This is a genomic window from Enterobacter cloacae subsp. cloacae ATCC 13047 (assembly GCF_000025565.1).
Taxonomy (GTDB): domain Bacteria; phylum Pseudomonadota; class Gammaproteobacteria; order Enterobacterales; family Enterobacteriaceae; genus Enterobacter; species Enterobacter cloacae.
In genome coordinates this window covers 1,331,038-1,348,811 of record NC_014121.1, presented here as the reverse complement: position 1 = coordinate 1,348,811, position 17,774 = coordinate 1,331,038, and the positions used below count along the sequence as shown (strand labels likewise).

Genomic DNA, 17,774 nt, shown 5'->3' with positions numbered 1-17,774 from the left:
ATCTACTCCCTTACAGAATTGAGTAGATATTATCGGCAAGTGCATATGTTTCTTTAAATTATCTCAACCTTTTCGGGATCATCATCCCGGCCATCTGGCCCTTACGTTTAATGTGTCCGTCGAGGCTGTAGCGAATACCGTCCCAGCAGTGTTCGTAACCGTCTGCCAGTTTAGGCAATACCTCGCCGGTGATGCGGTCCGTTTTGTAGGACCACATGCGGGCCTCTCTCGCCACATTCTTGCAGCGAGGATGGATAATGATTTCGTCAAAGCCGCGAAGATGCGCGATACCGTCCTCAACACTCCCCTGCCATTTCTCGGCAGCCGAGATGTTGAAGCCCTGGCGCTTGAGATAGCTGATAGTCTCGGGTCGGGCGGAGTCGGCCTTGATGGGCCAGTCACGCGATCCGGGGATTGTGTCGTATAGCTCTGGCATATGGTCGAGCTCTGTCTGCTGACCGTATGCCTCGTATTCGATGTACAGCCGGTTGTGCAGGATGAACGAGCGCACCAGCGTGTTAGGGTCTTTGGCGAAACCGAAGTCAGCACCGAAGAAAAGGCGATCGGCCTCTTTCCATAGCTGGTCCGAGAACTCAGCGATCCGGTATTTACCGGCCAGCACCTGCTTATCAGAGTTTTCGAGGTAAGCACCTTCCCAAACCCACGCGTATGTTGCCGGGTCAAGGCGGCGCTGATCGTTCTGTCGCTCACCTTCCAGCACGTCGGGGAACCATGGATTATCCGTGTAGTTCATCTCAACGGTGATACAGTCGTCGCCAGCCTCTTTACGGAAACGCTTATCCGTGGCGCTGCCGTCGCGCTCCGGGTTCCATGTCACCCAAATCTCTGAACCTTCCTCACGAACGGTCGGGCTCAGCTTCTGCCAGGCTATTTCGCTGACTGATTCAGCCTCATCAACCCAACAGAGCAAGATGCGCGCTTTCGACTTGATGCTGTCGAGGTTATGCCGCAGACCGCAGAACACGTAGTTAACGCTCTTGTCGATGGTGCGGATGTACTTCTCGCCGATATCAAAGTTGGAAGCCAGCCAGGGAACAGACAGGATAGCCTGTTTCACCTCCTGCATACTCGACTCTTCCAGTGAGTTCATGAATTCACGCGCACAGAGCACCACGCCGCTTTCACCGTTCATCATCGACTGATACGCCTTTACGGCTGTCATCAGCGCAAAAGTGCGCGTCTTGGCACTACCACGCCCACCATGCGAGCACCGGTAACGCTTATTCTCGGCGATGAACAGTGGCGCAAGCTTCGCTGGGATCGGCAGTTGAACGGCGTTACTCATGCTTTGGCTCAACAGGCAGTAGCTGGATGATTGTCGGCTGCGGAGTCATGCTGCCATCAGGGCTTGTATGCTCGACTTTCTGGCGATTTGTGTAGGCATCGCCCATTTCTTTGGCGGCCTGCTCGATAAGCTGCGAGGTCATGCCGTAGTTCTTCATCTTTTCAGCATTGGTCGCCATTCGGTCGAGAACGCGTAACCGGTACGCTTTGTTCGCGATCGGGATGTCGGCGATCTCATTCTGGAATCGTTTACGGGTGGCGTTGAACAGGTCAATCCACTTCTGGCTCAACTTGGCCGCCATTGCATTGCCTGGCGTATATTGCGACACCTGCTGCCGTGAGACATCGATGCCGTATTCAGCCTTTACAAGCTCAATGACTTTTACCGGGGTCTCGTAGCAGGCGAGCGACTGAACGATGAAGGCTTTAACCTCTGTCGATAATGCTGCCACAGGCTACCTCCATGACAATACTGAATAAAGCGTTACGCCAGCTTCAACATGCACGTCCCGCATGACCTGGCTATATCGATGTGAGCCACTTCTGCTGGCGCATTGGCAGCATCAACGAGCTCCTGCACTTCTTTGCTGGCACCGTATCGACGTACGACACCAATGAATTCTTCGACGTCGTGGTCGCGCAGTGTAAGCACTGGCTGCCCGGTCTCTTTGTTGAACTTAGGCGCGCCGAAATCATCGGTGGCCTGGGCGATATGGTAAAGCTCGTGCTCTACAAGCGCGCAGAACTCGAGGTCACTGCATTGCGAGCAGTAGTCAGCCGCCAGGGTGATGATGAACTTCGGTATTCGCCCGAACCATTCATGCATCTGCTGTTCCATTCTGGCTTTCTGCCAACCACCGGCGCGTAGCATTACCTGCTCGGCCTGCCCGAGGACATGTCGCCCTTTCTTCGCAAACGAATCGGACGCCCACATGAAGCAGAGGTCAGCCTCTAACAGGTGTTCATGGTCAGGGTTATGGATGCTGCCGGTATCACTGAGGATTTGGCGGCTTACCCACTCATGCACTTCATTGGCGGGAATGAGCCTGGTGTATGGCTGCCAGTTGTCGGAGGCGATGAAGTTAACTGGCGGGTAAGGCCTGCGCTCGTCATCGTTAGCCATGGGTTACTCCGTTATCTCTTTACAGGCTCCGCCTTCACCTTCTGGCTGATTCCATACTTAACGATGAAATCACCCACCTTTTGGTAATCAGGCTCGCAACGCATCATCAGGCATAACACCGTCAGCGTCCTTAGGTAGACAGGAACCCACCACCTGCTTTTGATTTCAACTGACAGTCTGCACATCGCCATTGGTTTCTTCCTCGGTAGGAACTGGCGTGAACTCCACACGCTTTACATCAGCAGGAGCGAAGTACAACCACTGTCCCGTTTCCGTTGCCAGCGGCACAAAGCCGTTAACCAGCTCAGGCTGACGTCGTGACATCTTGCCAGTGAAGGTTTCGCCTGTTTGGGTGGTTAGCGTGATTTGGTAGATGTCGGACATGATTACCTCTTTGCCTTGTCGCAGCTGTTGCCCTGCTTCTCAGAAGTGCTTAGCCACTTACGGCTTACCCGTCAGCAAGATGTGATCACCATCCTTGCGGGGTTACACAGATCATTATCGAAGCCCCTCAGTGAAGAGCTTCTGTAATGGCTACTTCGCCGACGAAATTCTGCGTTGGCTAACCTGCTTTCGCTTCCATCAGCGTGACCATGTCAGGATCCATCTGGCTGACGATCCGCTCACGAGCGCAATTGAGCAATTTCTTGCGACCGCCTACTCCCCACTTATTCATCGCCCGGGCGCAGGCGCTGACCTCTTTGGTCTCATTGGCGATCAGAAGGTCAAGCCGATTGAGGCGAGACATATTGGTGATGCCGCTGAGTACCGCTTCCCGGAAGGTGTTGTATACCCGGATTTCAAATTTAGGACTAAGCCAGGCCGCATATCGAATCGCGAGCAACTCGAGGCCCCAAACGCCTGATTCAGTGCCGCCCTTAACTACCCGAGTCGAAGCTATTTTCGTAGCTTCGGTCAGTTCGTCAGCAAAGCGTCTGATCTGTGCGCTTTTGATGAAGTTACTTGGACGCTGTGATTCAGTGGCCTCCCCATTGGAGACCGCTGCTGCATGCAGGTCGTTGAGGTTATAACGGCCATCGTCATCTACTCGAACGGATACGCCGTTTACTGCAACTGTTGGGTATGTCATTGCGATTTACCTTTTAGAAAGTGAGCCTGTCTCACAGAAAAGCCGCCCGAGAGAGGTCGCCACCTATAACGGCTTTTCTCAGGCTCGCTTACTGAAAGGCTCTCGTTGATGTGCGCGTGAGATGCGCATGAAAAAGCCCCGCTATTGCGAGGCTTGGTTATTCATGTGGTAACGGATGCATGACCCCGGCATTGCAGTGTGGAATGCGTAGGCGGTCTTTCGCCATACGAATACATGCTCACCTCCGTATTATTTCAGGCACTGAGTCCGAACGTATTCCTGCAGGCCGGTCAGTTGCTTTGTGACGGCGGCGATCCCGTCTCTGAGACGCCAATAATTGAGTTCAGCATCTGCTGTAAGTCGAGGGCTTGAGCCATCAACCAGGCCGGAGGCTCCGGTGGTTTCGTCTCTGGAGCAGGTGGCGGCGATTTGCAGCCGACGCTTACCAGCGACAACATCAGCACGAAGCCTGTCATTCTCAGTTTGCGCATCAGCTAACTCCTTCGTGTATTTGGCATCCAGCGCAGCGACATCCCGCTGGCGCACCTGCATATCTTTGATGGTGTCGTTAGCCAGGCGGAGATTCTCGGTCGCCTTGTCGCGCTGGTCCTTGTAGGTGATGGCGTTGTCGCGGTAGTGGTTAATCGCCCAAGCCATGGAAACCAGCAGGCAGATAACGACAGCACTGATGATGGCTGTTAATCGGCTCATTTCTGGCCCCACTCACAAACTTCACGCTCAATCTCGCGCCGGGTGATAAGCCCCTTCCACTGCTTGCCACCGGCATACGTCCAGCGCTGCAGTTCTTTGCATGCACCCGGAACATCACCGGAGTTAAGCTTCTTCAGCAGCGTCGAGCTGGCAAAAGCACCAGAGCCAACGTTGTAGGTAAAGGAGTAAAGCGCTGCACGGGTAGGCTCAGGGATACGAACCTTGATCAGCGGGTCGATGGAATCTGCCACTTTTCGCAGATCCGACTTCAAAAGGTTATCGCATTCTTTGTCGGTGTAGCGGTGACCGCGGCGAATGTCGGTACCGGTGTGCCCATCGCAAACAGTCCAGACGCCGACCACATCCTGATAGGCGTAATAGCGCCGCCCTTCCAGTCCATCCGCATTGCCCAGCATTACTGCAGCAATCGTGATTGCTCCGGATCCGCCAACAATGGCACCCACCAGCTTATTCCTCAATGTTGGGTTCATCTCGGCTCCTGCTACGGCGGTTGTCTTCGCGGATCTTGAAATAGAGGTTTGTCAGATACGTCAGTACGGCAATGATGATACCCACCAGCACGCCGATAGCGTTCCACTGCTCGGGGCTGTAGGCATTAAGCATGCCGTTTAGGATGCTCCCGGCTGAAGCGCCATAGGCAGCACCAGTGGTTATTTTTTCCATGCGATACATGCTCTCACCTCGCGTAGTTAGCGGGTGCTGTGTGTGTTTGAAAAGGGTCAGGCCCTCGGGACGATTTAACAAGAAGGCATGTCGAGGATGGTTCCCGGGGCCTGGAATAAAAAACCTGGCGACAAGCCAGGAAGATGAGGGTAAGGCAATGTCGGCTCTCTGGCCGAAGGGTCCCAGGTAGTGGGTTCTGGTGCCGGGCAAAGGAATCGAACCTCTGACGCGCAACTTACAAGGCTGCCGTTCTGCCACTGAACTAGACCGGCGAATTTGGAGCATCTGGCGGGATCGAACCCGCATCTTCTGGTTGGAAGCCAGACGTAATTCCCAAACTACGACAGATGCAGAATTGGCGGGACAGGAAGGATTCGAACCTTCGACCATTCGGTTAACAGCCGAACGCACAACCGCTGTGCTTCTGACCCTGAAACGAAAAAGCCCCGCACGATGGCGAGGCTCTTAATTCTATGTCGACCTACGAAGCTATGGCGACGATATCAGATTTACATGAAATATATGCGTTTCAGTTCGGTTTTGCAAGCCTGAAGTGATTAGCAATTCTGTATGCTATATCCGCTCTTTTTACATCATCGTAGAGACCTAAGTACTCGCGCTTTCCGTCTATAAGAATTTGAGCCTGCCACTTTTTGGCCTTCTTGTTGAAGTAAATGCCCTTGCTTCCTGATGTGTTGTTTTTGTACATGCCAGTGTTGAGGGAGTTTAGTTGGCTGGTTGCCTCTCTTAGATTGGCAATCCTGTTGTCATTTCTTATTCTGTTTATGTGATCTATCTCTTTTTCCGGCAAATATCCATGAACATAAAGCCATGCTAAACGATGGGAGAGATATATTTTTCCTGAAATGGTTATCCTCTCGTAACCAAGTCTATCTATATGCCCAGCCACTCTTCCTACCACTACATTCTGACGTTTTTTTATCCACGTAAATACGCCCGTCTTCTCGTCATAACTTAGAAGCTCTTTTAACGTGCTCTGGTTAATCTTTTTCATTTTTGAGCCTCTGAGTTTGTCGCCTTTTGTTGTGAACGTGATCGCGTTACGGAGATAAGCGCACCGCTATCGAGCCGCTTAAAGCTGTTACGCATAGCCAGCCAGTGAGGCAGATACGTTTCTGTCCAGGTGGATTTAGCCACGCCCACCAGCTCCGCCAACGCATGATATTCATACGTCTCACGCCCTGCCAGCTCCGCTTTGACGTCCTGCGCTGCCAGCCATATCAGCTTCTTCAGCCGCTCCATCGTTTTTCCGGCCACCTTCTTCGCGCCGAGGTGCTCCCGGAACTCAGCCCAAGCCCACTGAGTGATCGCCACCTGGTACTCGAACCGGATGTTCTCGCTGTAGTTCCACAGCAGCCATGCTTTCTGGTGGTCTTCAAGCGACAGGACAGCGCGGCGCCAGGATGCGGTAACGAACTCAACCGGCCCCACCAGCGCGATTGACGATCCCTTGGCGCGAGACTGGCTACCGCTCATTGCCGGGCCGTCAGGGTTAACTTTTCGGCCGGTGACCGGGTCAGTGATTTTCTTACGCCCCCGGCTGCGCGCGGTCGCGGTGAATTGCGCGTGCTCGGAGAAGGCCACCAACTGCCCTTTCGTCGCCCCGCTCAGATCTGCGGTCGCCACAATGAGCTGCTGACGTACGTATTCCAGTTGCTGACTGTTCATGCGGCTTCCTTATGTGGCTGGTTGGTTTTGGTCTGGCTGTGCTTTGCTACTGGCGGCAGCTTGGCGCGCTTAACGCTTTCTGCCTGGTACCGGAGGAAGTCGGTGTGGTTCATGCGGCCTCCTGTCGGCGGGCCCGGCGTTTTTCCAGCGCGCGGGCTTTGCGTGTGAAAATGGATTTGATGCGCTGCAGGTATGGGATGTCGAACCGGCGGACGGAATTATCGTTGTTTATCGCCTCAACTTTTTCGGCACCGATGCGCTCAATAAGGCCCTGCTCGAATGCCTTTTGCGCGCCGTCCCGATCCCGGTTGCAATAGACACACTGGGCTGCGGTATTGTGAAGGTTGAAAGCGAGGTGCGCCGCTGCGCCGCGGGTGCGGTAGTGGCCGCAGTCCATGGTTCCGCCAAACTTCTGCTCCGGCAGCCTGCCGCAGCTGATGCACGGCTTACCAGCATCCCTGAGACGGACGTACCGGTTGAAAGCCGCCTGCGCTTCAGCTCTCCACTGAGGTTTCGTTTTTAGCGCCACCTTTCTCGCTTTCAGGTCCCGGCGATCCGCGCGCTCTTTCTCTTTGCGCTCCTTGATACGTTTGGCCGCTGCTTTAACCTTCTCCTTCTCGCGCTCTTCCATAGCGAGGATTGCGCCGTGCTCCGGGCAGCACCAGCGGATCCTGATGTCGTGGATTTTCGGCACGAAGTATTCACCGCATACTTTGCACTTACGGCGGGATGGCTTACGCACGTTTCCTCCTCGCCGCGAGACGCAGCCATTTCTGATCTACCAGGCGGGCGGTGTAGCCTTTCATGGTAGGGATGTCGGACGGCTTAACCACGGGCTTACGCTTGCGGCGCGCCGGAACGTTGAAGATGTGATTTGTGATTACGCGTGCGAGAGGATTACCCACGGGAAGCCCTCCACTCTTGCGCCCAGGCGATGCGCTTACTGGATGCTTCGGAGAACTTCACGCCGCGATCGGTACCGAACCAGTAAATCGCCTCGATGACGTCGACCATGTAGCGCTTGCTGGATTTGGATGTGCGGACGCCGAAATAAACACGGCCGCCGTTGATGCCCGGCGCGGATTTCTGCTCCTGGTCCTGGGTCTGATTCACCAGAACGGTGATGAGGTCCTTCCACTCTTCGCGGTTCAGCTTTTCGCCGTGCCAGACAACCTGATCAGACAGGTCTTTCAGCAGCGGCCACATCAAACGGTTTTGCTTGTCAGTGCGCGTCTCTTCCCGGGCTTCAACGACCATCGGCGTGCGAGGGTTTACTGGAAGGGTGCGAATGTACGCGATGAGGTTATCTTTAACGGTGTCGTTAACGATGCAGTAGTGCTGTTTCATACGCCACCTCCAAGAGGTAACGCAGAATGCAGAAAATCGCAGGTGCATTTCTGCATCTGTGACAAGGTGAGGAGTTCAGATTGTGGTCGCATTTAAGTCCCCTTAAATGCGCAGAAGTCATCGAAGTTGTTCAGGCTCCGATGACATGATTATGGCGGTTTGATTCCAGAAAATCAAAGGCTGATTATTCTCCGAGGAAGGTATATCTTTCTCCGTCAAAGTCATGGAAATAAAATCCCTTGGCTGTTCTTTCATCGAAAATAAACTCGAACAGCTCATCATCAGCGGCGCCGTCAAAAATAACTTCCGTGACTTGGTCTTTGAGGAAAACTAACCTTTCCGGCGATCCGTCAGTGAATTCTGCTTCCATAACGATTTTTGGGTTCTTTAGTAATGCAACTTTCATTTTTAGTCATCCTGTTTCAGGTAAACCGGATCGCTACCTTTCGGCAAAGTTATCGACTTCTCACGATAAAACTTAAGGCGCTCAAGGAAGTAATCACGCAAATGCTCAGGCTGCTCACGCATCACCACCTCAGCGATAACCGGCATGTTCAAGCGCTCTTTGTACGCGACTCCGGAGGCTGCAAGGTCAACGTTAACCTTGTCGCGCTCCTCCTGCGGCTTTGCAGCAATATTCCAGTCAGACATTAGTCAGCAGTCCTCCCTCTCTTCTTTCTGGTCTCATAAGGAGATCTAAAACCATCAACAGATTCAACCTCTCCAGCATCAAACCGTTTCGCATTTGCAATTTGTGATTTCCTCCAGAACTTTTTATGTCTTTTCATTGAAGCTTTATATTTTTCTGCTGGAGTCATTTCTTCGTTAGACATAAAACCCCCTCGGTTATTTGAGGGGATTATAGATCACTTCTGCTGCGGTGATGCTGCTATCATCCGGCGATACACATCGTAAGTCCCGAATTGTTCATCACCAGCCTCAAGCATTTCATGGGTGGGTTCTTCTGGCACCATCACCCAACCATCCGGAATCGCCGGAGAGTTGCCGCATTGCGCCGGAGAGATGCAGTTTTGCGCCGGGCGGCAACCGGAGTGCGCCGGAGAATTGCCATCGGCACCCTGAAGAATGGCGGCGCGGCAGGCGTTCCATCCGACAGCTTTTCCGTGTTCAAACGCGCTGTCAAAGTCATCATCCATTTCCATCGCATCAGGTACAGATACCGGCGCTGGCGGGGCGGTGTAAAACTTCGTGCCAAGCGGCAACCGTTTCATCTTGCTAGCTCCCTTAATAATTCGGTGAGTTGATGCTCCACCGAGGTCTACCGTGCCGTCCATAACCAGTCCATCACGCTGCTCGGAAACCTCACCAACAGGCTCCGCTTCGAGCGATGCCAGCGCGATACGCGCCAGCTCCAGTTCAATTGACCATGTGCGTTCTTTGAGAGGCTCTAACTCTCCTGCCAGCATCATTTCTGCAAACTCAATACGCGCGTGCGCAGAAGCGATAAGCTGCTCTTTGGTGAAGGTGATCATGATGCCTCTCCTTTACCGGCTGCGGCGGCGCGCTCAGCTTCGCTCTGCTCCCAGAACCATCGGTGAAGGTTCATGAGCTCTTCGTCGAGAGGAGCATATTTACGGTCAAAATAGGCCTGGGCATCTTTCTCCGATTCGTCCGGCAGTTCGCCTGGGCCAAACAGGGTGTTATAAATCCATGCCAGCCCCTTTCTGGCGTCCCCAGTTCCCTGCCATTCGATGATTGCTGCCTGCATTACCAGAATGTTTTTACCGATTAACAGGTCCAGTTCTTTGTGGCGGTTTCTGATGTATGCGTTGTCGCTCTCCAGCTCAGCAATCTGCTTGTCTTTGGCTTCCAGCTCATCCAGCAGCGCCCGAACTACATCTGCGGCTTTCTGGCACTGGTCAACAATGCTCACGTCACAACCGGTATCAAAACCGTCCTCAGTTTCAAAGCGGAGCTCTACGGTGTCGCCGTCGATATCTGAAGGTTCAAACCCGGAAATGTTTTCCAGAATGCCGATAGTGCTTTCTGCGCTATCACGTAATGCGCGTTTGTCGATGTTGCTCATTGGGCGGCTCCTTCTGCTTTCTTCTCGTCAACGCTCCAGGCGGTAGCCAGCGCGCCAGTAACCTGCATAAACGAGTGCTTTACTTTCACCGAGAAGGTTTCTCCTGTTGGCGATACCGTTTCGATGGTGGTCAGTTCGCCGCCGCTATCAAAATCAGGGTAGAACTGCGTTACCAGGTTACTTTCGACAATCACCGATCCGTCTGGCGTGTGCATTTTAAGTTTCATTGCTGCACTCCTTTGCGAAGCTCCTTCAAAACAGCGCGCACAATTGCGTTACCGCGAGACACATATTCGAGGTGCCAAACGTCGCCGTCAGGCTCTGGCGGCTGCCCAGACCAAATAACGGTCTGGAGCGTTGCATCATCAACGTTGTCGTAATCAGCCAACACAGTTGCAATTTGATAAGGTAATTGGCTACCTCTCAGAAACTCATCCACACCCTGCGCGCGCACTTCAGTCAGGAAAGCCTGATAGGCAGGAATCTGCAGCACAGCAAGTGAACGAATCATTTTCTGCACCTCCGGTGGGCACTGCTCATAGTGATCGTCTGTGATGAACACTGCCTCGTCGTGGATTGCTTCAACTGCACGCAACTCCGCAGCCAGCGTCGCGCATCTGGCTTCACCTTCTGCCACGCCAGCCTGGTAGGCTTCGAACATGTGCTGCGTCATCTCGTAGACAAAGCTTCTGTCGTCTTCCATCGCTGGCGAGCAGCCGTTGTTGTTCTTGGTAAACCACTCGATAAATTTCTGTTTCATACCCCTACCCTCCCCCAAACCATCAATACTCGCTTCATCGCCGGGCTGTTGCGGCACTCCTGAAATATTCCGTTGGTGCAGCTGCGCGCGGTACCATCCTGCTCTTCCGGAGTCGCCAGGCGATAAGTCACCGTTCGCCAGACCTTGCTCACCCGCACAATCTTCCGGGCCCGCTCCAGATCGATAGCGTTCTTCGTGATGCAGTTGATGGTCATGCCACACTCTGTGGCCACATCCTTCGCGGTGAAGGTCCGGTGCGTTTCGAGATAACGCAGAATTGCCTGTTTGCCTTTCATCGTCTTAGCACTCATAGTCGGCCTCCTGTTGCATCTGACCGCTGTAGGTGAAATCTACCGGGTCCAGCCCGGAGTAGCGGCTGCTGAAGTGGTAGGTCTTTTCTGCCCCCGGCGCATGGCGGGACTTCACACAGATGATTTCGGTGATGCCTTTCAGTTCGGTGTTTTCGTTGTACTTCTCATCCCGATACACCATGAAGATCACATCTGCTTCCTGCTCAATGACGCCAGACTCTCGCAGGTCTGCCGCTACGGGACGCTTATTAGCGCGCTGTTCAAGGTTTCGGTTCAGCTGGGCCAGAGCGATGACCGGGCAGCGCAATTCTTTCGCCAGGTTTTTCAGTCCAGTGGCGATCTCCCCTACACTGCGGTTCATGTTCTCCGGGTCTGACATCCGCATTTTCTGAAGATAATCGACGATGACCACGCCCAGGCCGCCCAGCTTCTTGCTCATTCTGCGCGCTTCAGCACGCACCTGGTGAACGCTCAGGGATGGCTTGTCATTGATGTAGATTGGAGAGTCGATGAACTCCTTCATGCAGTGACTAACCTTCCCCCATGCCTCGTCCATTTTCCCGCTAACTTTGCTCAGCAGATCTTCTTTGCTTACCCGCGCCCGGTGGAACGCGACTCGCTCAGAGATTTGTTCCACTGGCATCTCGAGACTGAAGAACAGCACCGGCTTTTTGTTTTTCAGGCCGACTGTCTCGGTCACGGTGGTGCTGAACATAGTTTTCCCCATGCCAGGGCGCCCGCCGACAACGATGAAATCGGTGTTGTTGAACCCGCCGAATGCGCTGTCGATGGTTGCCATGCCCAGCTCGGTTTTGTGCTTCCAGATATCGCCGCTGATAATCGACTGGATAGTCTCGAGGGACATGTCGATCCCGGTGGTGATGTGCTCGGTGCCGTAGTCGGTGTTGTGCTCGATGCCAGAGATATCCGCCTGTATGTTGCCGATGATGTCAGCGATACCCTCACTGGATGGTTCGGACAGCTTCTGGATCCCTACCTGTAGCGCCAGGGTCATCCGGCGGCCGAGATGCATTTCCCGCAACTTTTCGCAGTACGAGGCAAGGTTCGCGAACGACGGTGTGTTTTTGCTGCATTCAGCCAGGTAAGCGAATCCCCCGGCACTTTCCAGCGCGCCAAGCCGTTCAAGGTCGCTGGTCAACGTCAGCAGGTCTATCTTCTCCCCGGACTCGTTGAGGCGTTTGTAGGACCGCAGAGCCACCTTGTGAGGCGTTGCTGTGAAGTGGTCCTCAGTCAGCCCCTCAATCGCGTCAGTCGCCATGTCAACGCCGTCTGTGCGGCCCGCTGCGAGCATGATCCCGCCGATGACGGCCTGCTCAACGTACAAATCGATAAAACGGCTCATGCTTTGACTCCCTTGCGCTCACGGTGCTCGTTGATGGCCTGCTCGTAGACAGATCCCCAGTTCTTCGGATTCAGGATCCAGTCGAGTGTCAGCCATGGCTGATCGCCTCTGGTGGCGAACAGGGAAGACTTGCTAATCAGCTCGAAGGCCATTCCCATGTGCTTCAGTTCTCGCCAGTTGCCCTGGGTGGTTTTGCCGTTCCACACAGCTTCCAGGTCTCGATAGGCCGGACGGCGGCGGTTCCACTCATGCAGCGAAACGGCCTTCGAAGGGAATTTTTCATTCCAGAGTTTGATGATCTCTTCGTGCGGACAGGCTGCCGGATTGCTTCCCTGGCCATCCGCCCATATCAGGGCGTCTGACAGGTATCCATCAAAGCGGGTCATACGGCACAGGTTCTCTGGCTTGAAGCTGTGACCCCAGTTCACATGGGCCCAGCGGATAACCAGCTTCAGCTCTTCGGCGGTGTAGCACTGGTCTTTGCTCTTCACTGTGGAGAGAGCTTTCTCAAAAGGTGCCAGCGCAGCACAACGACTACCCGTTAGCTCGTTGAAGTAATCCATCACTTCCTGAGCGAGTGAGTTTTCCCCCTTGGGGGATTTAGGGGGATCTTGTCTTTCTGTATTTTGATTATTGTCTTTTGTGGTTAGCATCTTCTGCTTAGTTCTGTTAGCAACTTCCGCTAAGGTTTTCTTAGCAGGTTTAGCTAATGTTTTGCAGAATCCGTTAACCTTTGTTTTCCACTCGGAGACATTGGTATTCATGCCCACTTTGCGGCCTTCCTGAATGAATACCTTCTTGCTGATCAGCAGGTTTTTTGCAGTAGAGCAATGTGTGTGGTGCTTACCAACCATCTGCTCGAGTTGCTCGTTACTGACCCAATCCATTTTTTTATTGAAGCCGTATGTTTTGCGCCAGACGGCCAGCACAATGCACATCTCAGTTTCGCTCAAACCTGAAGCCATAACGGCATCAAGAAGCTCATTCGCGACGCGAGTGAACCCATCTTCCAGTTGCGCCACACGATGCTCCACGACCTCCAGCGGCGGCCTGTAGTCTGCTAAATGCTTAACGACGCCCATGCTTCACCCCTGCCTGAATCAGTGCCAGTCTTGCCATGCCAACGAAGCGCTCAGCGAACGCCCGGTTTTTTGAGGCAGCGACAACCAGGCCATCTGGTGAATCTGGATGGCGACGTTCCTCTTTTTCCTGGTACTTTTTGCGAGTTTTTGACATACTTACTCCCGTTACTTGGCGTAACACAGTGTTTGGAAGGCCTTTGAAGTGACCGCTTCAAGGGCTTTTTCTTTTCTGGTGCCTCTCACATAACCCCCAGCATCGACGTGACCATCGTCATCAACGGCCCTACCTGCTCCGGCATGAGGCGGAACAGCGACGCTATACCCTCGCTTACCTCTTTCAGCTTCTGATGCTCAGGAGCGTCCAGCAGCACGGCCTGCTTAGCTTCGGCACACTCTTTCATCGCAGAGGCGATCAGCGACATCGTGTCGTTCTGCGGCGCCAGGCGGTTTCGGTACTCGAGCGGCAGGACGGACATGATTGCCGGGGCCAGCTGGCGAATGTTGTTGGCGGCGTATTCGGTGTCGCCGTCGATCCAGCGGAATACCTTCTGCATCTGGCGATGCGAGTCAGTCGGGATATCCAGCCCGGTGCCGCCGGTAGCCCGCCACTCTTCCACAATCAGCGCTGCGACAAATTCACGGCTGCGGCAATCAGCTGCCCAGGCGCGAACAGCTGCGCGGATCCCATCTATGTTTAACGCCGAGGAATCAGGTTCCCGGCGATTCTGGTAAATCATCGCCGTTGGCGAAAATTTGTTACTTTGTTGATACGCAAGTGAATGCATTGCTTTCCCTTTCGTGGTTATGGCCGCCGTTAAGCGGCTGTGTTGTCGGCCGGTGACGGGAACAGCGTCGGCAAATCAGGGCGAATCTGGTAAGCCTGAATCTCGCCACCAGTTGCTTTCACGATGCTGTTCACATGCTCCGGAGAAACCTTCGCTTTGTTGTGTAGCCACTTGTAAACCGCCTGCTGCGACACTGCGCACGCTTCACCAAGGGCTTTTTGAGAGCCGACGATGGTGATAGCGGTTTTAATGGTTGGGTTCATAACAACCTCCGTAGTGAATATGAATGAAGAATAAAACTATGGTTGTATTTAGTCAACAACCATTTTCGTTTGATGGAATAAAACCATGGTTGTACATTGCGCGTATGAAAACGACACTCGCTGAAAGATTGAAAGAAGCCAGGACATTACGAGGCCTTACGCAAAAAGCTCTCGGGGATCTGGTTGGGGTCAGCCAGGCGGCTATCCAGAAGATAGAAACAGGAAAAGCCAACCAGACAACGAAGCTGGTTGAGCTGGCTAATGCGTTAAAGGTAAAGCCTGAATGGTTGAGTTCCGGGGAAGGCGCTATGCTTCTCACTGGGCAGGATGAAGCCATCCCACCGTCTGATCAGTGGGGTACCGTTGAGCCTTGGGATAATTCAACCCCATTACCTGATGACGAGGTAGAAGTGCCATTTCTAAAGGATATTGAGCTGGCCTGCGGCGATGGGACGTTCCCTCGCGAAGATTACAATGGCTATAAACTCCGCTTCTCAAAAGCGACTCTACGCCGAGTTAATGCCCACAGAGAAAGTGTTATCTGCTTCCCCGCGCATGGGAATAGCATGGAGCCAGTTATTCCTGAAGGAACGACTGTCGCTATCAATATTAACGACAAAAAGATCGTGGACGGAAAGGTCTACGCCATCAGCCAGGATGGATGGAATCGCTTAAAAATACTTTACCGTGTGGGCCCGAACAGGCTGAGCATTCGCAGCTTCAATCATGTCGAGCACCCAGACGAAGAAGCGGACCTTGATAGCGTCCAGATCATCGGAAGAATGTTTTGGACATCAACAATCTGGTAGGGATGCAACTATGAGAAAATTGTTATTGGCAATGGTATTACTGTCCCCTTTGGCTGCTAACGCTGCAGAGTCAGCACTTGACCAGTTAAAGCAATCGCCATCTGCAATATGTAAAGATCACGCACAACCTGATCAGTGCATGGTAGCGGTGCAGGCTACAATGTTGGCGGTTTACAACATTACCTCATTGGATGCTAGTTGTGAGGGTAGTTCTGACGAAGTAAAAGCTAAAATGAACGCCGAACTGAAATCGCAATGTGCGGCAGCTAAAGAAATCTCGGACTACCTGAAAAATCAAACACGGTAATCACCCAACTCCCCATCAAACCTCGCTCCGGCGGGGTTTTTTATTGCCTAAATCCCCTCACAAGACATTTTTTAAAAATAAATTCCTTTCAAATACAACCAAATAAAACCATAACAACCAAAAATACAACTATTGTTGTTGACGATAAAACAACTATGGTTTTTAATAAGTCCATCGAAACGAAACATCGACAGCTGAGCGAAGTTAGCCAGCGGCGAAGTGGAGATTCGGTCAGTCGAACGGCGCGACAGTAAACCATGCGTCGGACCATAGGCGGGCTCAGGAAGAGCGGCAATTATGGCAAAGCGAAAGAAAAGATTTATTCCAGTCCATTCGAAGCTGAGTGGGCTGTGCTGAATCAACCCACGCAACAAAGGAGCTTCTATGCGACGGCAAAGCTATATCGCTCACAAATAATCGGTACCACAAATGCTTTCGGAAACCCCGGCGTTGTCGGGGTTTTTGGTGAGTGCTTTGGGCTGGCAGACGGTTATCAGCTAGTTGGTGAGGTAATGGCTAACCAAGGCGACGACGGCCTTCCCCGCTTCATTGTGGGGAGCCAGCGCCAAAGCATTTCTCCCGCATCAGCGGGTAACGACAGAGGGTAAGGCGATGGCAATAGATGCGACGTTAAAAGTTAAACAAATTAACTCTATTAACCCATACGGCGACGGATGGAATAGGCATATGGAAATCGATATCGACAGTATCGAGTTAGTTGAATGTGTTAAGCCGGAAGAAATTATTTCTGAGTACACGGCGGCATCACTTCTTGATGCAATGGATGAATCTGATGTGGTTCGCTGGCTTGAAAACGAAGGTTACACAGTAACAAACGATTGACCCGCTCCGGCGGGTTTTTTATCGGCCATACCTCAGCTCATTCCAACGAGTGAGCGTCAGTTATGACAACCGGCGGCCATCCACCGCCCAATGAAACACTGAATAAATGCGTTGAAGTCTTGTATTAACCGTTCGGCGGCGCGGCCCCAAGCGCGGAGATGATTATGAAATACACCATGAAGGTTTATAAAAACTCTGATGACCATGCTGCTTATCTGAAAGCGCGATCCGACGGCGCCAGAAATGGCCAGTCATTTGAATGGGCGGGTCACCGCTGGGCGTACGAAGTCACCAGCTTTGACGATGCCGGCGATTACGACCTGCTTTACCGGTTTGATGACAAGCCATATCCAGAAGAAGTTTCAGTCAATACAGATGACATGACGATCCGTGACTACTTTGCAGCTAAGGCTATGCAGGGAATCATCAGCAGCGAATGCAACTATGGAGCGTTTAGTGATTTAGCAAGCGATGCATACAGCATTGCCGACGCGATGCTCCTCGCTCGGGAGGCCTCATGACAGTCACCCACAACGGCAAGCAGTACACCGCCAAAAAGCTCAACGATAACGAGTGGCAGATGACGTCGGTATCGGCACCGCGGGAAAAACTGGTGCTGAACCGCTGGCAGATGAATCTGGCTGGCCTCCTGGAACAGGTTGAGGTGAAGGTATGATTGGAATGCACTATGGCACCGCATCAGTGCCACGTAGCGAGGTTTTACCGGGCACAATGCTGCAACACCACGGCAAAACTTATCGCGCCTCTGCGAACGTTGAGAAAGGCCTGTACGCCTTCAACATCTTCGAAAAAACCATCATCAAAAGTGATTCCGTCGTTGTGCTGCTGAATGAGCGCGGCGAGCCAATGGTTCACTGATACCAACCACCCTGTTCAACCGATCGGCCTGGCTCAATGCGGGCGGGATCTGCACATCCAAATTTCAGGAGTTCAGCCATGAACGCATACCTCACTTACGACCGCATCGAAGATCGGCGCTGGGTTGAGCAGCAGCTCGACGACGAGAAAGAGAAGTGGATAGACGACCGGGCGCAAAAAATCATCGACATGATGCCAAAAGAGCCGTCAGGCCTCTTCCACTTCACGATCCCGATTGACTCCAGCCCATACGAAGGACTTCGCAGCGATAAAGCTGGCGAGGCCTACAACGATTTCATTTCGGCAGTTGCTTACGCCCAGGCGGAATACGACTGGGAACACCGTACCGGCTGCCCGTTTTAATTTTTGAGGGGAT

Annotated in this window: 34 protein-coding genes and 3 tRNA genes; 7 read left to right on the top strand and 30 right to left on the bottom strand. The window is 53.0% G+C overall.

Features of this window, described 5'->3' with window-relative positions:
• Positions 1–58: 58 nt before the first annotated feature.
• The 30 genes from ECL_RS06505 to ECL_RS06370 form a co-directional block, all read right to left on the bottom strand.
• On the bottom strand, positions 59–1,306 hold the full coding sequence (locus ECL_RS06505; protein ID WP_044158824.1) for a PBSX family phage terminase large subunit: 1,248 nt from the start codon (positions 1,304–1,306) through the stop codon (positions 59–61).
• On the bottom strand, positions 1,299–1,757 hold the full coding sequence (locus ECL_RS06500) for a DUF2280 domain-containing protein (protein ID WP_013095976.1): 459 nt from the start codon (positions 1,755–1,757) through the stop codon (positions 1,299–1,301). The genes ECL_RS06505 and ECL_RS06500 overlap by 8 nt, the downstream gene beginning before the upstream one ends.
• A 32-nt stretch (positions 1,758–1,789) precedes the next feature.
• On the bottom strand, positions 1,790–2,428 hold the full coding sequence (locus ECL_RS06495) for a putative metallopeptidase (RefSeq protein ID WP_013095975.1): 639 nt from the start codon (positions 2,426–2,428) through the stop codon (positions 1,790–1,792).
• 165 nt (positions 2,429–2,593) lie between these two features.
• The gene (locus ECL_RS06490; RefSeq protein ID WP_013095974.1) at positions 2,594–2,812 is read right to left on the bottom strand and encodes a hypothetical protein; all 219 of its coding nucleotides are present in this window, start codon (positions 2,810–2,812) and stop codon (positions 2,594–2,596) included.
• Positions 2,813–2,990: 178 nt separating this feature from the next.
• On the bottom strand, positions 2,991–3,518 hold the full coding sequence (locus ECL_RS06485) for a KilA-N domain-containing protein (protein WP_013095973.1): 528 nt from the start codon (positions 3,516–3,518) through the stop codon (positions 2,991–2,993).
• A gap of 249 nt (positions 3,519–3,767) precedes the next feature.
• Positions 3,768–4,229, bottom strand: coding sequence for a lysis protein (locus ECL_RS06480; RefSeq protein WP_013095972.1), 462 nt, complete (start codon positions 4,227–4,229; stop codon positions 3,768–3,770).
• On the bottom strand, positions 4,226–4,720 hold the full coding sequence (locus ECL_RS06475; RefSeq protein WP_013095971.1) for a lysozyme: 495 nt from the start codon (positions 4,718–4,720) through the stop codon (positions 4,226–4,228). The genes ECL_RS06480 and ECL_RS06475 overlap by 4 nt, the downstream gene beginning before the upstream one ends.
• On the bottom strand, positions 4,698–4,922 hold the full coding sequence (locus tag ECL_RS06470; protein ID WP_013095970.1) for a class II holin family protein: 225 nt from the start codon (positions 4,920–4,922) through the stop codon (positions 4,698–4,700). Before ECL_RS06470 ends, ECL_RS06475 begins: the two co-directional genes overlap by 23 nt.
• Positions 4,923–5,110: 188 nt before the next feature.
• Positions 5,111–5,185, bottom strand: a tRNA-Thr gene (locus tag ECL_RS06465).
• A gap of 5 nt (positions 5,186–5,190) precedes the next feature.
• A tRNA-Gly gene (locus ECL_RS06460) sits at positions 5,191–5,264 on the bottom strand.
• A 5-nt stretch (positions 5,265–5,269) separates the two neighbouring features.
• Positions 5,270–5,344 (bottom strand) — tRNA-Asn (locus tag ECL_RS06455).
• Positions 5,345–5,442: 98 nt separating this feature from the next.
• On the bottom strand, positions 5,443–5,928 hold the full coding sequence (locus ECL_RS06450) for an HNH endonuclease signature motif containing protein (RefSeq protein ID WP_044158185.1): 486 nt from the start codon (positions 5,926–5,928) through the stop codon (positions 5,443–5,445).
• Positions 5,925–6,602, bottom strand: a complete 678-nt coding sequence (locus ECL_RS06445; protein ID WP_013095969.1) for a bacteriophage antitermination protein Q — start codon at positions 6,600–6,602, stop codon at positions 5,925–5,927. Before ECL_RS06445 ends, ECL_RS06450 begins: the two co-directional genes overlap by 4 nt.
• Positions 6,599–6,715 (bottom strand): hypothetical protein, encoded by a 117-nt coding sequence (locus tag ECL_RS27660; RefSeq protein WP_109455525.1) that lies wholly within the window; start codon positions 6,713–6,715, stop codon positions 6,599–6,601. Before ECL_RS27660 ends, ECL_RS06445 begins: the two co-directional genes overlap by 4 nt.
• A complete protein-coding gene (locus ECL_RS06440) occupies positions 6,712–7,344 on the bottom strand; it encodes a recombination protein NinG (RefSeq protein WP_013095968.1) in 633 nt (210 codons plus the stop codon). The genes ECL_RS27660 and ECL_RS06440 overlap by 4 nt, the downstream gene beginning before the upstream one ends.
• The gene (locus ECL_RS06435) at positions 7,337–7,507 is read right to left on the bottom strand and encodes a NinE family protein (RefSeq protein WP_013095967.1); all 171 of its coding nucleotides are present in this window, start codon (positions 7,505–7,507) and stop codon (positions 7,337–7,339) included. The genes ECL_RS06440 and ECL_RS06435 overlap by 8 nt, the downstream gene beginning before the upstream one ends.
• Positions 7,500–7,949, bottom strand: coding sequence for a recombination protein NinB (locus tag ECL_RS06430; protein WP_013095966.1), 450 nt, complete (start codon positions 7,947–7,949; stop codon positions 7,500–7,502). Before ECL_RS06430 ends, ECL_RS06435 begins: the two co-directional genes overlap by 8 nt.
• Before the next feature lie 184 nt (positions 7,950–8,133).
• A complete protein-coding gene (locus ECL_RS06425; protein WP_013095965.1) occupies positions 8,134–8,355 on the bottom strand; it encodes a hypothetical protein in 222 nt (73 codons plus the stop codon).
• A gap of 2 nt (positions 8,356–8,357) precedes the next feature.
• Positions 8,358–8,600, bottom strand: coding sequence for a DNA polymerase III subunit theta (locus ECL_RS06420; protein ID WP_013095964.1), 243 nt, complete (start codon positions 8,598–8,600; stop codon positions 8,358–8,360).
• Positions 8,600–8,782: a hypothetical protein gene (locus ECL_RS06415; RefSeq protein WP_006808975.1), complete on the bottom strand. Its 183-nt coding sequence runs from the start codon at positions 8,780–8,782 to the stop codon at positions 8,600–8,602. The genes ECL_RS06420 and ECL_RS06415 overlap by 1 nt, the downstream gene beginning before the upstream one ends.
• A gap of 33 nt (positions 8,783–8,815) precedes the next feature.
• Positions 8,816–9,379 (bottom strand): hypothetical protein, encoded by a 564-nt coding sequence (locus ECL_RS27655; RefSeq protein WP_077681871.1) that lies wholly within the window; start codon positions 9,377–9,379, stop codon positions 8,816–8,818.
• Positions 9,380–9,438: 59 nt separating this feature from the next.
• Complete coding sequence (locus ECL_RS06405) at positions 9,439–9,996, bottom strand: ead/Ea22-like family protein (RefSeq protein WP_013095962.1); 558 nt, start codon at positions 9,994–9,996, stop codon at positions 9,439–9,441.
• Complete coding sequence (locus ECL_RS06400) at positions 9,993–10,223, bottom strand: hypothetical protein (protein ID WP_013095961.1); 231 nt, start codon at positions 10,221–10,223, stop codon at positions 9,993–9,995. Before ECL_RS06400 ends, ECL_RS06405 begins: the two co-directional genes overlap by 4 nt.
• Positions 10,220–10,756, bottom strand: a complete 537-nt coding sequence (locus ECL_RS06395; protein ID WP_013095960.1) for a hypothetical protein — start codon at positions 10,754–10,756, stop codon at positions 10,220–10,222. Before ECL_RS06395 ends, ECL_RS06400 begins: the two co-directional genes overlap by 4 nt.
• A complete protein-coding gene (locus ECL_RS06390; protein ID WP_044159472.1) occupies positions 10,753–11,052 on the bottom strand; it encodes a hypothetical protein in 300 nt (99 codons plus the stop codon). The genes ECL_RS06395 and ECL_RS06390 overlap by 4 nt, the downstream gene beginning before the upstream one ends.
• Positions 11,053–11,056: 4 nt before the next feature.
• On the bottom strand, positions 11,057–12,430 hold the full coding sequence (locus ECL_RS06385; protein ID WP_013095958.1) for a replicative DNA helicase: 1,374 nt from the start codon (positions 12,428–12,430) through the stop codon (positions 11,057–11,059).
• Positions 12,427–13,512, bottom strand: a complete 1,086-nt coding sequence (locus ECL_RS06380) for a replication protein (RefSeq protein WP_013095957.1) — start codon at positions 13,510–13,512, stop codon at positions 12,427–12,429. Before ECL_RS06380 ends, ECL_RS06385 begins: the two co-directional genes overlap by 4 nt.
• Positions 13,499–13,666: a hypothetical protein gene (locus ECL_RS27480; protein ID WP_013095956.1), complete on the bottom strand. Its 168-nt coding sequence runs from the start codon at positions 13,664–13,666 to the stop codon at positions 13,499–13,501. Before ECL_RS27480 ends, ECL_RS06380 begins: the two co-directional genes overlap by 14 nt.
• Positions 13,667–13,751: 85 nt before the next feature.
• Positions 13,752–14,297, bottom strand: coding sequence for a toxin YdaT family protein (locus tag ECL_RS06375; RefSeq protein ID WP_013095955.1), 546 nt, complete (start codon positions 14,295–14,297; stop codon positions 13,752–13,754).
• 29 nt (positions 14,298–14,326) lie between these two features.
• Positions 14,327–14,560 carry a transcriptional regulator gene (locus ECL_RS06370; RefSeq protein WP_013095954.1) on the bottom strand — a complete coding sequence of 78 codons (234 nt, stop codon included), beginning with the start codon at positions 14,558–14,560 and terminating at the stop codon, positions 14,327–14,329.
• 38 nt (positions 14,561–14,598) lie between these two features.
• Between ECL_RS06370 and ECL_RS06365 the strand changes: the two genes are divergently transcribed.
• The 7 genes from ECL_RS06365 to gamL all read left to right on the top strand — a co-directional run bounded on the left by ECL_RS06365 (position 14,599) and on the right by gamL (position 17,761).
• Entirely contained in the window at positions 14,599–15,369 is a 771-nt protein-coding gene (locus ECL_RS06365; RefSeq protein ID WP_013095953.1) for an XRE family transcriptional regulator, read from the top strand.
• A 10-nt stretch (positions 15,370–15,379) separates the two neighbouring features.
• Complete coding sequence (locus tag ECL_RS06360) at positions 15,380–15,676, top strand: hypothetical protein (protein ID WP_044158828.1); 297 nt, start codon at positions 15,380–15,382, stop codon at positions 15,674–15,676.
• Positions 15,677–16,288: 612 nt separating this feature from the next.
• Positions 16,289–16,519 (top strand): hypothetical protein, encoded by a 231-nt coding sequence (locus tag ECL_RS06355; protein ID WP_023330696.1) that lies wholly within the window; start codon positions 16,289–16,291, stop codon positions 16,517–16,519.
• Positions 16,520–16,683: 164 nt separating this feature from the next.
• Positions 16,684–17,040, top strand: a complete 357-nt coding sequence (locus tag ECL_RS06350) for a hypothetical protein (RefSeq protein ID WP_013095951.1) — start codon at positions 16,684–16,686, stop codon at positions 17,038–17,040.
• Positions 17,037–17,195: a hypothetical protein gene (locus ECL_RS27475; RefSeq protein WP_013095950.1), complete on the top strand. Its 159-nt coding sequence runs from the start codon at positions 17,037–17,039 to the stop codon at positions 17,193–17,195. The genes ECL_RS06350 and ECL_RS27475 overlap by 4 nt, the downstream gene beginning before the upstream one ends.
• Positions 17,192–17,398, top strand: coding sequence for a cell division protein FtsZ (locus ECL_RS06345; RefSeq protein WP_001752704.1), 207 nt, complete (start codon positions 17,192–17,194; stop codon positions 17,396–17,398). Before ECL_RS27475 ends, ECL_RS06345 begins: the two co-directional genes overlap by 4 nt.
• A gap of 78 nt (positions 17,399–17,476) precedes the next feature.
• On the top strand, positions 17,477–17,761 hold the full coding sequence (gene gamL / locus ECL_RS06340) for a host nuclease inhibitor GamL (protein ID WP_013095948.1): 285 nt from the start codon (positions 17,477–17,479) through the stop codon (positions 17,759–17,761).
• The last annotated feature ends 13 nt before the right edge of the window (positions 17,762–17,774 follow it).

Coding starts and splice junctions, on each gene's coding strand:
- ECL_RS06385 (WP_013095958.1), bottom strand. CDS start 12,430: ATGAGCCGTTTTATCGATTTGTACGTTGAGCAGGCCGTCATCGGCGGG.
- ECL_RS06355 (WP_023330696.1), top strand. CDS start 16,289: ATGGCAATAGATGCGACGTTAAAAGTTAAACAAATTAACTCTATTAAC.
- ECL_RS06490 (WP_013095974.1), bottom strand. CDS start 2,812: ATGTCCGACATCTACCAAATCACGCTAACCACCCAAACAGGCGAAACC.
- ECL_RS06445 (WP_013095969.1), bottom strand. CDS start 6,602: ATGAACAGTCAGCAACTGGAATACGTACGTCAGCAGCTCATTGTGGCG.
- ECL_RS06415 (WP_006808975.1), bottom strand. CDS start 8,782: ATGTCTAACGAAGAAATGACTCCAGCAGAAAAATATAAAGCTTCAATG.
- ECL_RS06345 (WP_001752704.1), top strand. CDS start 17,192: ATGATTGGAATGCACTATGGCACCGCATCAGTGCCACGTAGCGAGGTT.
- ECL_RS06475 (WP_013095971.1), bottom strand. CDS start 4,720: ATGAACCCAACATTGAGGAATAAGCTGGTGGGTGCCATTGTTGGCGGA.
- ECL_RS06375 (WP_013095955.1), bottom strand. CDS start 14,297: ATGCATTCACTTGCGTATCAACAAAGTAACAAATTTTCGCCAACGGCG.
- gamL (WP_013095948.1), top strand. CDS start 17,477: ATGAACGCATACCTCACTTACGACCGCATCGAAGATCGGCGCTGGGTT.
- ECL_RS06470 (WP_013095970.1), bottom strand. CDS start 4,922: ATGTATCGCATGGAAAAAATAACCACTGGTGCTGCCTATGGCGCTTCA.
- ECL_RS06485 (WP_013095973.1), bottom strand. CDS start 3,518: ATGACATACCCAACAGTTGCAGTAAACGGCGTATCCGTTCGAGTAGAT.
- ECL_RS27655 (WP_077681871.1), bottom strand. CDS start 9,379: ATGATGCTGGCAGGAGAGTTAGAGCCTCTCAAAGAACGCACATGGTCA.
- ECL_RS06420 (WP_013095964.1), bottom strand. CDS start 8,600: ATGTCTGACTGGAATATTGCTGCAAAGCCGCAGGAGGAGCGCGACAAG.
- ECL_RS06400 (WP_013095961.1), bottom strand. CDS start 10,223: ATGAAACTTAAAATGCACACGCCAGACGGATCGGTGATTGTCGAAAGT.
- ECL_RS27660 (WP_109455525.1), bottom strand. CDS start 6,715: ATGAACCACACCGACTTCCTCCGGTACCAGGCAGAAAGCGTTAAGCGC.
- ECL_RS06380 (WP_013095957.1), bottom strand. CDS start 13,512: ATGGGCGTCGTTAAGCATTTAGCAGACTACAGGCCGCCGCTGGAGGTC.
- ECL_RS06425 (WP_013095965.1), bottom strand. CDS start 8,355: ATGAAAGTTGCATTACTAAAGAACCCAAAAATCGTTATGGAAGCAGAA.
- ECL_RS27475 (WP_013095950.1), top strand. CDS start 17,037: ATGACAGTCACCCACAACGGCAAGCAGTACACCGCCAAAAAGCTCAAC.
- ECL_RS27480 (WP_013095956.1), bottom strand. CDS start 13,666: ATGTCAAAAACTCGCAAAAAGTACCAGGAAAAAGAGGAACGTCGCCAT.
- ECL_RS06370 (WP_013095954.1), bottom strand. CDS start 14,560: ATGAACCCAACCATTAAAACCGCTATCACCATCGTCGGCTCTCAAAAA.
- ECL_RS06390 (WP_044159472.1), bottom strand. CDS start 11,052: ATGAAAGGCAAACAGGCAATTCTGCGTTATCTCGAAACGCACCGGACC.
- ECL_RS06395 (WP_013095960.1), bottom strand. CDS start 10,756: ATGAAACAGAAATTTATCGAGTGGTTTACCAAGAACAACAACGGCTGC.
- ECL_RS06495 (WP_013095975.1), bottom strand. CDS start 2,428: ATGGCTAACGATGACGAGCGCAGGCCTTACCCGCCAGTTAACTTCATC.
- ECL_RS06365 (WP_013095953.1), top strand. CDS start 14,599: ATGGTTGTATTTAGTCAACAACCATTTTCGTTTGATGGAATAAAACCA.
- ECL_RS06360 (WP_044158828.1), top strand. CDS start 15,380: ATGAGAAAATTGTTATTGGCAATGGTATTACTGTCCCCTTTGGCTGCT.
- ECL_RS06505 (WP_044158824.1), bottom strand. CDS start 1,306: ATGAGTAACGCCGTTCAACTGCCGATCCCAGCGAAGCTTGCGCCACTG.
- ECL_RS06350 (WP_013095951.1), top strand. CDS start 16,684: ATGAAATACACCATGAAGGTTTATAAAAACTCTGATGACCATGCTGCT.
- ECL_RS06430 (WP_013095966.1), bottom strand. CDS start 7,949: ATGAAACAGCACTACTGCATCGTTAACGACACCGTTAAAGATAACCTC.
- ECL_RS06405 (WP_013095962.1), bottom strand. CDS start 9,996: ATGAGCAACATCGACAAACGCGCATTACGTGATAGCGCAGAAAGCACT.
- ECL_RS06480 (WP_013095972.1), bottom strand. CDS start 4,229: ATGAGCCGATTAACAGCCATCATCAGTGCTGTCGTTATCTGCCTGCTG.
- ECL_RS06450 (WP_044158185.1), bottom strand. CDS start 5,928: ATGAAAAAGATTAACCAGAGCACGTTAAAAGAGCTTCTAAGTTATGAC.